The sequence below is a fragment of the Flavobacterium limnosediminis JC2902 genome, assembly GCF_000498535.1.
In the GTDB taxonomy this organism is placed as follows: domain Bacteria; phylum Bacteroidota; class Bacteroidia; order Flavobacteriales; family Flavobacteriaceae; genus Flavobacterium; species Flavobacterium limnosediminis.
In genome coordinates this window covers 33680-45325 of sequence record NZ_AVGG01000002.1, presented here as the reverse complement: position 1 = coordinate 45325, position 11646 = coordinate 33680, and the positions used below count along the sequence as shown (strand labels likewise).

Here is an 11646-nt window from a genome sequence, read left to right as displayed (position 1 = left end):
AGATATTATGATACAAAGGAAAACACAAGTTTATATCGGTTGCATGGCGGCTCTGGTGAGTGTTTTTGGTTTATACAATTTTGCGATTTATACCAATGACGATTCGAGCTATGAAGTTCGATTAAGTCCTGCAGCATTGAAAGGACAGGAACTCTGGCAACAGAATAATTGTTTTTCCTGTCATCAGTTATACGGTTTGGGAGGGTATCTCGGTCCCGATCTGACAAATGTTTTTTCAGCAGAAAATAAAGGCCCGGAATACATCAAGGCCTTTCTGAACAGTGGTGTAAAAACGATGCCCAAATTTCATTTTTCAGAGGCAGAGAAAGAAGCTCTCGTAACATTTCTCAAAGAAGTGGACCAGTCCGGCTATTATCCAAATTATAATGCGACCATCAAATCGAACGGATGGGTTGATATCGAGTATAAAGATGAAAAATAAAGTAGCCTTATTATACCTGGGAACAGCTTTACTGGCGTTATTACTAGGCATGGTCTTCGGAATTCTGTCCGGATTGCAATATGTTTTTCCGGATTTCATAAAAGCGATTTTGCCTTTCAATAGTCTTAGACCCTTTCATGTAACGAGTGTTATTGCCTGGATTATTCTTTGCGCCATAGGTGGGATCTATTATTATTTATCCATTTCGGATGTGCCCCGTTTGTATTCCGATCGGTTATCGAAAATCCATTATTTCCTTTTTCTGGTAATCGGAATTATGATCTATTACAGCTATTACACCGGGAATTTCGGCGGAAAGGAATATCTCGAGTTTCCACCGTATCTTATTTTGCCGATATTGTTCGGTTGGTTACTGTTCGGTTTCAATTATTATAAAACGATGGTGGGCAAGGTGAAGAACTGGCCCGTTTATTACTGGATGTGGGGCACGGGAATCCTTTTTATGACCTATCATTTAAGTGAAGCGTATCTGTGGCTGCACCCCGATATTAAAAACAATTTCATAAAATCGCTAGCCATCCAATGGAAAGCGGGCGGTTCTTTTGTGGGTTCGTGGAACATGTTGGTTTACGGGACGGCGATTTATGTGATGGCAAAAATCAAGGGCGATGACAGCATCGGAAGAAACCCCAAAGCATTCTTTTTTTATTTTCTGGGACTGACCAATTTAATGTTCGGATGGGCGCACCATATTTATATCGTTCCGACTGCCCCTTGGGTCCGTTATGTCGCTTACGGTATCAGTATGACCGAATGGATTATCCTGTTCCACATGATTTATGAATGGAAAAAATCCCTGCCGGAGGAAACGAAAATCAAAAATCTGTTGCCGTATAAATTTTTGGTTATGGCCGATGTATGGGTATTTCTGAACCTGATTTTAGCGTTGCTGTTTTCCATACCGGCCGTTAACTTTTTTACACACGGAACGCATATCACCGTGGCACATTCTATGGGTACTACCATCGGTATTAACACGACTATCTTATTGGCTTCGGTACTGTTTATCGTTAATCAGATCCAGTCCGATTTCAATCTTTCATCAGCCAAAAAAGGATTCCGCATTTTCAATGTTTCACTTTTGCTTTTCTGGCTGAGTCTGCTTGTTGCCGGAGTAAAGCGAAGCCATTGGATGTATTTTTCGAAAGGAACACCGTTTTCCGAAATGCAGTCGCAGTCGCATTGGGTTTATATCGCTTTTTTACTTTTCGGAACCGGAATTTTTATCGGATTACTTTTTATAACACTGCCTGTACTTAAAACAATCACAACAACCTGCAACGCAAAGGGATTAAATGAAATTGAGAAATGAAAGAACTTAAAGAAAAAATAATCGAATTAAAAAAGAAGAAGAACGCGGTGATTTTGGCGCACTATTATCAGGAAGCCGATATTCAGGAAATAGCCGATTATGTGGGTGACAGCCTCGGATTATCACAGGAAGCCGCAAAAGCGGATGCGGATATCATTCTTTTTGCCGGTGTACATTTCATGGCCGAAACCGCTAAAATACTTAATCCGAATAAAAAAGTGATTCTCCCCGATCTGAACGCCGGATGTTCACTGGCCGAATCCTGCCCGCCGGAACTTTTCGGTGCTTTTGCCTTGAAACATGCGGACCATATGGTGGTGACCTACGTAAATTGTTCTGCCGAAATTAAAGCGATGAGTGACATCGTCTGTACCTCTTCCAATGCGGTTGCAATTGTGGAATCCATTCCGGAAGACGTGCCGATTCTTTTTGCGCCGGATAAAAATCTGGGCAAATATATTATTGAAAAAACAGGTCGAAAGATGCTGTTGTGGGACGGTTCCTGCGTGGTGCATGAAGCTTTTTCGCTGGATAAGTTAATCGCTTTACACAAACAACATCCCGATGCTGAGATCATTGCGCATCCCGAATCGGAAACACATATATTAAAAACCGCCGGATATATCGGTTCGACAGCGGGAATGATTGACTATGTGAAGCGAAGCGATAAGTCAAAATTTATTATTGCCACCGAAGCGGGAATATTGTATAAAATGCAACAAGAAGTTCCGGAAAAAATACTAATTCCGGCTCCGTCAAACGAAAATAATACCTGTGCCTGCAGTGAATGTGCCTTTATGAAACTGAATACGTTACAAAAAGTATACGATTGTCTTGTCGCAGAAGCTCCGGAAATCAAGGTGCCTGAAACGATCAGGGAAAAGGCATTAGTCCCGATTGAACGAATGTTGGAATTATCAAAATAAGATGAGAGCAGATTATTTAATTATCGGTTCGGGCGTGGCCGGCCTGACTTTCGCCCTTAAAATCGCCAATCATTTTCCGGAAAGAAGGGTGGTTGTCATCACAAAATCGGAAGAAGCAGAGTCCAATACGAAATATGCACAGGGCGGTGTTGCTGTAGTCATTGATGAAATCGAAGATTCGTTTGACAAACATATCCGGGATACATTGATCGCCGGTGACGGAATCTGCGACAAGGAAATTGTGGAAATGGTAGTAACTGAAGGTCCGCGACGTTTTAAGGAATTGGTTTCCTGGGGTGCGAAATTTGATAAAAATACCGATGGAGGTTTCGATTTGGGTAAAGAAGGAGGGCATTCCGAAAACAGGGTAGTGCATCATAAAGATCAGACCGGATTTGAAATCGAACGCGCGATTTTAAAACAGGTGAACCGAACCCGGAATATTACGCTTTTGGAATATCATTTCGTGCTTGATTTGATTATAGAGAACAACCGATGCTACGGGGTTTATGTGCTGAATGAAAAAGACGGGACCATTGAAGTCTGTAAAGCAGGTTATACGGTTTTGGCGACCGGAGGAATCGGGCAAGTGTATGGACATACGACGAATCCTGAAATTGCAACGGGAGACGGAATCGCAATGGTCCACAGAGCCAAAGGTAAAATTAAGGATATGGAGTTTATCCAGTTCCATCCAACGGCTTTGTATGATGAATTGTCTGCGGAAACTTTTCTGATTTCGGAAGCAGTTCGTGGTTTTGGAGCTTTTTTGCGCAACAAAACCGGACATCGATTTATGTTTGATTATGATATAAGGGGAGAGTTGGCCTCCCGCGATATCGTGTCGCAAAGTATTTATAAAGAATTGAAGGAAAGTCAGGAAAAATGCGTCTATCTGGATTGCACGCATCTGGATCCGGATGGTTTTAACCGACATTTCCCGATGATATTCAGTCACTGTAAAAGCCTCGGAATTGATGTAGCCAAAGACTGGATTCCCGTGATTCCGGCCCAGCATTATCTTTGTGGCGGTATTGTGGCGGATAAAAACGGAAAGACTTCCATCGGGCATCTTTTTGCCTGCGGGGAGTGTTCCCGAACCGGATTGCATGGGGCGAACCGTTTGGCTTCCAACTCGCTTTTGGAGGCACTGGTGTTTTCGGATCGGATTTTCAGATATATCTCAGGAACTTCGCTGATTTCTTTGACAGTAGGTCATGATTTTTCAGAATGGAATCCGATACAAAAAGGGGAAATTGACCCCGCTTATGTAAAAGAAACTGAAGAAGAGCTTCAATTGCTGATGCGTGAAAATGCGGGAATTGTCCGTAATGATGCCGATTTGGTTTCGGCAAAGAAGAGGTTGCTGCTTTTGCAAAAAGAAGTGGAAGGAAAGTACAACCAGTATAAAATAACGACGTCTCTCTGCGAGTTGAGGAACATGATTCAGGTTGCCTTACTGATTGTAGAACAGTCTTTGCAGCGCAGTAAGAATTGTGGCGGTTTTTTGAAGATTAATCAGTGTGTTGTTTCTTAAAAGAGTAATTTTGAGTAGTCATGATTACACTCGAACAAATTCAATCTGAAATCGTATCACTTTTCCAATTCAAAAAAAGCGAACGGACGTGGCATGTCCCGTTTTTGGCGTCACTTTGTGTTGGGATCCCTTTATTTATTGGCTATTATCTGGGTAAATCGACTTACGGAATAACGGCTTGTATAGGCGGATTGGTTTTTTTGTACCTGCCCTCAAGTTCGTTGGCGCGGCGTATGGTCACTATTCTGGCTTGTTCCTTCGGATTTGTTTTTGCGTTTACCATTGGGGTTTTGTTCAGTTTCAATCCGTATCTCTCTTCTATAGTGTTGGGGATTTTTGCTGCTTTCGTGCATTGGGTTTCCCGTTTTTATCAGTTAAAACCTCCCGGTAATTTTTTCTTTATCATGATTGCTTCCATAGCAAGTTGCATGCCCTTTGATCCCGAAGGAATACCCGTTAAAGTGGGGCTGATTGCGATGGGGACCATGCTGGCTTGTGTGATTGCATTCATCTATAGTATTCTGATAACAAAAGGAGCTGTTTTTAAATCGGAGTTTGTGGTGGTGGTTCAGCGCAGTTATGCCACAATTTTTGAGGCCGTTGTCATCGGTTTTTTCATGTCGGTTTCTTTACTGACGGGGCTGTTGTTAAAACTGGACAATCCATATTGGTTACCTATTTCTTGTGCTGCGGTAATTCAGGGGGTTACGTTGCAGCAGGTTTGGAGAAGAACTTTTCAGCGAATTTTAGGAACTTTTGTCGGTCTTTCACTTACCTGGGGACTGCTTGAGTTTGATTTGAATTTATTCTGGATTTGCTTCAGTATCATGGTGCTTCAGTTTGTCGTGGAAACATTAATCGTAAGACAGTATGCCATGGCAATCGTATTCATGACTCCGCTGACCATCTTTTTGGCTGATGTTGGCAGTGCATTGAAAATTGACCCCAACGTATTGATTGCTACGCGTTTCTTGGATATCATTATCGGAAGCATCATTGGCGCCGTTGCGGGTTGGATATTGCATCATCAGTATCTTCGTGACCAATCGGAACGCCGGATCCGGAAAACCCGGATTGCCATTTACCGAAAATAAGTATCATGTATTAATCGGTAAGAGTGTATTTGGCTGTAAAACATTTTGACATGATAACGGTGGAAACAATTTTGTCTTTTTTGGTTGTTTTTGTACTAATTTTAGTAAATTTAAGGAATTTGTTTTGCAGTATCTAAAGTAAACTGTAAACAGAAAAAGGGAATAATCACAATTCAATCATTCGTTAAGTATGCAGATAGACTTGGATTTACTGTACTCCTGGGGAGCAATCACAAAGGAGTACAAAAAAAATGAAGTAATCTTTCAGGAAGATACTGCGGCTGGTTATTATTACCAGATTCTGGAAGGATGCGTCAGGATGTTTAATGTTAATGATAAAGGGAAAGAATTTACACAGGCCTATTTTTGGTGCGGACAAAGTTTTGGGGAACCCCCATTACTTATTGGGAAGGATTATCCTGCCACTGCTGTAGCTTTCCGGGATTGTAAAATAATCAAATTGCCAAAAGATAGTTTTTTAAAGGTTTTAGAAGAATACCCGTTTATTCAGAAGCATTTCCTGGATTTATTGGCCAACCGGATTTACCAGAAAACGAAACTGGCAAAAGATATCATCAATCAAAAACCGGAGTTTAGGATAGTGGCTTTTTTAAATTCCCAAAAAAAATGCGGAAGCGATGAAAAGATGCTCGTTCCTTTTACACGGCAGGAAATTGCCAATTTCACAGGTTTACGCGTTGAAACCGTTATCAGGGTTTTTTCCCGAATGAAGGATTCCGATAAAATAGAAATCGTTAATCATAAGATATATTATTGATGAAGATTGATATCAGATTTTGGCTGAGATTCTCCTTGTTGAATCTGTTACTTGTGGCCTTGCTGGGGCTGTTAATGCGCTATAAAATCGGATTCGAGTTTCCGTATTTTGATCAAAAAAATCTTCAACTTTCCCATTCCAATTTTGCTTTTACCGGATGGATCAGTCATACCTTACTGGTATTGATGGTGTATACGCTCCAAAACAGACTTGAAGGTTTCAATGCGTCAGGATATAAAAAAGCCATAATTTTAAATCTGATTTGTTCCTATGGGATGTTGGTTTTTTTCATTGTTCAGGGGTATGGGTTAATCAGCACTGTTTTTTCTCTGCTGTCAATAGTCACATCCTATTATTTTGCGGTTTTGTTTTTCAGGGATTTAAAAAAAGTGGATGATACATGGCTTTTTAAGAATTGGTTCAAAGCGGCTCTTTTTTTTAACGTGATTTCCTCTTTAGGCTCTTTTGCCCTGGCTTACATGATGGCGACAAAAAACATCCATCAGAAAGAGTATTTGGTTTCGATTTATTATTTCCTTCATTTTCAGTATAACGGTTGGTTTTTCTTTGCTTGTATGGGGTTGTTTTTTGATTTTTTTGAACTTAAAAAATCGGAAGATGTCTTTTTTTCAACCTCGTTCCGGCTGTTTTTTATTTCCTGTATACCGGCTTATTTTTTATCAGTTTTGTGGTTGGAAATACCAGATTGGCTTTATTTGATGACGGTTGCCGCTGCCATAATTCAGGTGTATGCCTGGTTTCGGTTTCTTTACGGTCTCCTTAAAAAGAAGTCGGATGAAATAATGAAACTTAGTCCTTCCCTGCGGTACGTTTTGCTTTTTGTCGGATTCGCATTAAGTGTAAAATTATTGCTCCAGCTGGGATCGACTGTACCATTTGTAAGCAAATTGGCTTTCGGTTTCCGCCCGGTCGTAATTGCTTATCTGCATTTGGTCTTATTGGCTGTCATTTCGCTGTTTTTACTGTTTCGCATTCATGTGTTCTCATTTTTTTCGCGATTTGGGAAAGCTACCTTCGGATTGCTACTTTTCTCAGTCGGGGTGTTATTAAATGAAATTATATTGGCAGTACAGGGAATAGCTTCTTTCAGTTATACACTGATTCCTTATGTTAATGAGTCTCTTTTTGGAGTAGCCTTGGTGTTGGTAACGGGTAGTGGGTTTTTGTTGTATGATTCTTTTAAAAAAAGTTAAAAAACTGATGTTCTTATGATTGCACTCATAAAATAATTGTGAAATAGGTTATAAATTGCGGTAGATAATCTGAAATTTAAAAACTGTTCATTATGAAAAAATCAATTAAAATATTTTTATTGGTGAGTACATTAGCAATCTTTGGATGTAAAAAAACCGAGGAAGCCGCTCCTGATGCTACGGAGTCTGCAACGGCCACAGAAAGCGTAGGGCAATCCGGAGTTGTGGATGAGACTTCAAGTCCTAATATTGTTCAAACCGCTTCCGCAAGTAAAGATCATTCTACTTTGGTAACCGCCGTTAAAGCGGCAGGATTAGTCGATGCGTTGAGTAATGCCGGTCCGTTTACCGTTTTTGCTCCCACCAATGCGGCTTTTGATAAATTGCCGGCCGGGACAGTGGAAGGATTGCTGAAACCGGAGAAGAAAGAAGATCTGAAATCCATTTTGGAATACCACACCTATGTTGGGGTTTTAAAAACCGACTACATGCAGGATGGTCAGGAATTCGAAATGGTCAATCCTCAAAAAGTTAAAATCACAAAAAAAGACGGTAAAACGTATGTGAACGGTTCTGAAATTGTGGCTTCCATTGAAACTTCTAACGGAATAATCCATGTAATCGGAGATGTTCTTTTACCAAAATAATTTTAAAAGAAAATTGATTCGGTTTTCCTTATCGGATCTGTTTCCAATAAAAAAAAGCGTTAGTTCTAAAATTAACGCTTTTTTTATTTTTTGGCTGATAACGGTTTCAGTACTGATAAAGTGTTTTTGCCATCAAAGCATAGGCTATGTTAAAAGCCCGTTCTTTGATTTCTTCTGACTTTTTGCCCGCAAATAATTCATCTACAGTAGCTTTAAACAAGGTTGTCCAATGGTGGAAATGGTGTTGCGTCATTGTGCTTTTCTGATGCAGTTCTTTATGTACAACCATTGGGTTTCCGTTATAATTTCCGTTGCAAAAAAGGATGTTTTCCCAAAAATCATACATCTTTGGCAAATGATCATCCCAGTTTACCTGTGCCACATCGTTAAATAAATACCCTATTTCGGTATCCGTTTTTACTTTTTCATAAAAAGCATCCACCAGTTTCTCTATGTCTTTTCTATTCTTGATGTCTTTTTTCATTTTCAAAAGTTTAAGGGTTAGAAAATTTCAGAAATCAGATATTCTTGTTGAGCAATCATAAATCCTTCCGGTTGAATTTTTTAAGCGAAATGAAAAAAGGAATAATTGCCCACAAACACAACAAAAGGAACGAAACTATCAAACCTGTTGTGGTTCCGAAAAAGTCTTTAAAAATCGCTCCGGTATACCCCATCATGGCCGAAACATCAAGATGCAGTAATATTTGAATACGTGCCAGGTCAATCGGACTTAAAGCCGTGATACCTATCATTGCATTTTCAATGGGATAGTCTGCAAACTGGAAGAGCAAAAACAGCACAATGCCGTCAAACAGTAGTGCAAAGTACAGCCAAATCATGATAGCGATTCCGATACCTTTTGCCTTGTCGCGCGTGAGTATGGAACTCAAAAAAGCCAGCGCCACAAAAATGACCGAAATCAAACAGCCAACAATTATCATCATAAAGCCAACGTTGTCGGGAGAATTGATCAATAAAGGGATTCCCGCTCCCACAAAAAAGGAAAAAACCATGGAGGAGGATAAGCCGGTGAATAAACTGAGCCATATTTTCAATCGCTTAACAGGCTGACTCAATAAAAGTTCAATAAATTCAGAACTGTTGTAAAGATAAATGGTTGAAAAAAGTATGGAAACTAAAGGCACCGTAAATAAAATCACATTCAGGATGGTAAGCAGCCCTTTTGCAGAATTGTCTTCCAAAGCAAACGAACTCCAGGACAGTATTGCCAAAATAAACGTATACGCCAATACGATTTTGTTTTTGATAATATCCAGTAAAATGATTTTAATTATCCGGTTCATCTTTAGTTCTCTTTAAAATTTTAGCAATCGCTTTTGAGATTTTATGCTCGTGGGTTTCCTCTTTCAGTTCGGCAATTTTTTTATGGAAAAGTACCTTTCCTTCCTGCATGAAAATAAGCTCGGTAATTAAATCGTCCAATTCACTGAGCAGGTGTGAAGTAATTAAAATCAGCTTTCCTTTTTCCTTTTCCTTTATGATTTTGTCTTTCAGAATCTCGGCGGCCAACGGATCAAGTCCGGCAGTAGGTTCGTCTAAAATCAAAACATCGGGATTGAATAAGAAGGCCAGGGTAGCACTCACTTTTTGCGTGGTTCCGCCGGATAAAGTCCGCATTTTCTTGTCGGCCATTTTTTCAAGTTCAAAAGCTTTCAGAAGATCTTCATCTAACTCCTGATTCGTGTTTCGGATTTGTTTAATCATGTCGATAACCTGACCGATGCTCATATTGTCGGGATAACGTCCGATTTGCGGCATATATCCTATTTTTTCACGGTACAGATATTCCCGATGAATGGATTTTCCGTTAAATGTAATCACACCTTTGTCGGGAAGAACCATTCCCAGAATAGACTTTATGAGGGTCGTTTTTCCGCATCCATTCGGACCTATAAGCGCGATGCATTCCCCTTTATTACAAGAAAGATTTACATTTTTAAGCACTTCCAGCTTTCCGAATTTTTTATTTATATCGTTGATGTTTATCATAGGGGCAATGACTTCATTAATGGCGTATTATCTACAAAATTATCCGGCGTTATACTGGGTAGTACTTTTTCGGATTTATCTAAAAGCGTAATCATGAAACTTCGGTACAATAACATGGCGGACGGATTTGTTTCGGTTAAAACCGCAAATAAACTCAACGGATGGTACGGAACATCGCCGATACCGTTTTTGTCCAAATCATACCCTTCGTACTTGTCCCAATAGTTGCTGTTGAACGTATTTAGAACCAGACTTCCGTTGGTACTGATGTCAAAAGTGTTTTTAAGGTAATTGTTGTTGACGATTTCATTGTCCATGCAACTTGCCTGAATTTTCATTCCCCAGCCGTTAGATTTAAAAACGTTCTTTTCCACTTTGATGCGTGATGTTCCTTCCATGTAAATCCCAGAGGTGTTCCTTGAAAAACGATTGTTGAAAATATAGCTGTCCGCAATCTCTTTCAGCAGCAAACCATAGGCGGAATCACCCCAGTTTTCTTCAAAATAATTATTGAACATTTTTACGTTTTTGGTGAACATAACAGCAACACCTGCACCATTATTTTTAAAAATATTCGTTATATAAGCATCGTCATTGGAAAACATAAAATGCAATCCGTACCGAACGTTACCAGAAGAAACGTTTCGCCAAATAACCGAATTGGTCACAAATTCAAAATAAATCCCATCGCGATGACCGGATATTTTGTTGGCGATAATTTGCAGGTTTTCACTTTTCCAGCAATGTATTCCGTTTCCTATCAGTTGTTCTTCTTCACCGTAGGCTTTTACCGTGTTGTTCTTTATAATGCAGTTCTTGCTGTTCTGAATGTATATGCCAAAGAAATTATTGTCCAGGATATTGTTTTCAATGATAACATTGCTTTTATCATAAACTCTGATTCCGCAAGGATCTTCCAAGGCGGCGTGTCCTGAATTGATGATTTTAAAACCTTTAACTACAACATTGTCTGCGTTTACAGACAGGACTTCCGATTTGTTTTGACCGTCGAGAACCGGGAAATTTTTTCCTATCAGGACAATTTTTTTGTTGATTAAAATTCTCCCTTCCTTATAGATGCCGTTGCTTACAATGATGGTGTCCCCATCCGTTGATTGTGCAATAGCCGCTTTGATGGTTTTTAAAGGCAGATTTTTTCCAACCAATATAATTCTGGCCTCGCACAATACTGAAAGGGAAAGGAAATATGCTAGTAAGATGATTTTCATTGAAATGAATTAAAAATTTCATCCCATGATGATGGAGCAGCATTTAGTTTGGTTTTGTATTGTTCCGCTTCCTGTTGGGTGGAAAAAGCAGCTCTGTTTCCTCTCATGGGGCTATTGATGCTTCCGTCTTTTAAATAGAACGCTTTTTTGGCATCAATTAATGTGTTATCCTGAAGGTAGTCATTTACATAGAACGCCTTTGTTGAAACGGTAGTTCCCGATTTGGCGAATTTTACCATACAGGCAATATCATCAAATTTGTAGTGTCGCCCTTTTTCTGTAATTAATTCGGCTCCGAATTTACCGTTGGATATGGTCATTTTACAATTATCACAACTGTCCGAATTTAGTTTTATGGGTTTTGGTTCGTTTGAATTACAGGAATTCAAAACGCATATTGTAAGCAGAACAAATACGACTCTTTTCATATATG

General features: G+C 39.6%; 13 protein-coding genes. 8 read left to right on the top strand and 5 right to left on the bottom strand.

Annotated elements, in window-relative coordinates; genetic code table 11:
- Nucleotides 1-7 precede the first annotated feature (7 nt).
- The 8 genes from FLJC2902T_RS02970 (at nucleotide 8) to FLJC2902T_RS02935 (ending at nucleotide 7971) form a co-directional block, all read left to right on the top strand.
- Complete coding sequence (locus tag FLJC2902T_RS02970) at nucleotides 8-442, top strand: c-type cytochrome (protein WP_051364229.1); 435 nt, start codon at nucleotides 8-10, stop codon at nucleotides 440-442.
- Nucleotides 432-1775: a cbb3-type cytochrome c oxidase subunit I gene (locus FLJC2902T_RS02965; protein ID WP_023578298.1), complete on the top strand. Its 1344-nt coding sequence runs from the start codon at nucleotides 432-434 to the stop codon at nucleotides 1773-1775. The genes FLJC2902T_RS02970 and FLJC2902T_RS02965 overlap by 11 nt, the downstream gene beginning before the upstream one ends.
- Entirely contained in the window at nucleotides 1772-2701 is a 930-nt protein-coding gene (gene nadA / locus FLJC2902T_RS02960) for a quinolinate synthase NadA (RefSeq protein ID WP_035676968.1), read from the top strand. Before FLJC2902T_RS02965 ends, nadA begins: the two co-directional genes overlap by 4 nt.
- A gap of 1 nt (nucleotide 2702) precedes the next feature.
- Nucleotides 2703-4238, top strand: coding sequence for an L-aspartate oxidase (nadB, locus tag FLJC2902T_RS02955; protein ID WP_023578296.1), 1536 nt, complete (start codon nucleotides 2703-2705; stop codon nucleotides 4236-4238).
- 20 nt (nucleotides 4239-4258) lie between these two features.
- Nucleotides 4259-5332, top strand: a complete 1074-nt coding sequence (locus FLJC2902T_RS02950) for an FUSC family protein (RefSeq protein WP_023578295.1) — start codon at nucleotides 4259-4261, stop codon at nucleotides 5330-5332.
- 190 nt (nucleotides 5333-5522) lie between these two features.
- Nucleotides 5523-6110: a Crp/Fnr family transcriptional regulator gene (locus FLJC2902T_RS02945; RefSeq protein WP_035676965.1), complete on the top strand. Its 588-nt coding sequence runs from the start codon at nucleotides 5523-5525 to the stop codon at nucleotides 6108-6110.
- Nucleotides 6110-7324, top strand: a complete 1215-nt coding sequence (locus FLJC2902T_RS02940) for a hypothetical protein (protein WP_081712527.1) — start codon at nucleotides 6110-6112, stop codon at nucleotides 7322-7324. Before FLJC2902T_RS02945 ends, FLJC2902T_RS02940 begins: the two co-directional genes overlap by 1 nt.
- Before the next feature lie 92 nt (nucleotides 7325-7416).
- The gene (locus FLJC2902T_RS02935; RefSeq protein ID WP_023578292.1) at nucleotides 7417-7971 is read left to right on the top strand and encodes a fasciclin domain-containing protein; all 555 of its coding nucleotides are present in this window, start codon (nucleotides 7417-7419) and stop codon (nucleotides 7969-7971) included.
- Between the two features lie 106 nt (nucleotides 7972-8077).
- On the opposite strand, the gene FLJC2902T_RS02930 is transcribed toward FLJC2902T_RS02935, so the two are convergent.
- From FLJC2902T_RS02930 to FLJC2902T_RS16415, 5 genes are read right to left on the bottom strand one after another with little or no spacing between them, the layout of a single operon-like run.
- The gene (locus FLJC2902T_RS02930; protein ID WP_035676964.1) at nucleotides 8078-8455 is read right to left on the bottom strand and encodes a group III truncated hemoglobin; all 378 of its coding nucleotides are present in this window, start codon (nucleotides 8453-8455) and stop codon (nucleotides 8078-8080) included.
- A 55-nt stretch (nucleotides 8456-8510) separates the two neighbouring features.
- On the bottom strand, nucleotides 8511-9278 hold the full coding sequence (locus tag FLJC2902T_RS02925) for an ABC transporter permease subunit (protein WP_035676962.1): 768 nt from the start codon (nucleotides 9276-9278) through the stop codon (nucleotides 8511-8513).
- Entirely contained in the window at nucleotides 9262-9984 is a 723-nt protein-coding gene (locus FLJC2902T_RS02920) for an ABC transporter ATP-binding protein (protein WP_035676961.1), read from the bottom strand. The genes FLJC2902T_RS02925 and FLJC2902T_RS02920 overlap by 17 nt, the downstream gene beginning before the upstream one ends.
- Nucleotides 9981-11213, bottom strand: a complete 1233-nt coding sequence (locus tag FLJC2902T_RS02915) for a nitrous oxide reductase family maturation protein NosD (protein WP_035676959.1) — start codon at nucleotides 11211-11213, stop codon at nucleotides 9981-9983. Before FLJC2902T_RS02915 ends, FLJC2902T_RS02920 begins: the two co-directional genes overlap by 4 nt.
- Nucleotides 11210-11641 carry a nitrous oxide reductase accessory protein NosL gene (locus FLJC2902T_RS16415; RefSeq protein WP_211233875.1) on the bottom strand — a complete coding sequence of 144 codons (432 nt, stop codon included), beginning with the start codon at nucleotides 11639-11641 and terminating at the stop codon, nucleotides 11210-11212. Before FLJC2902T_RS16415 ends, FLJC2902T_RS02915 begins: the two co-directional genes overlap by 4 nt.
- Nucleotides 11642-11646 lie beyond the last annotated feature (5 nt).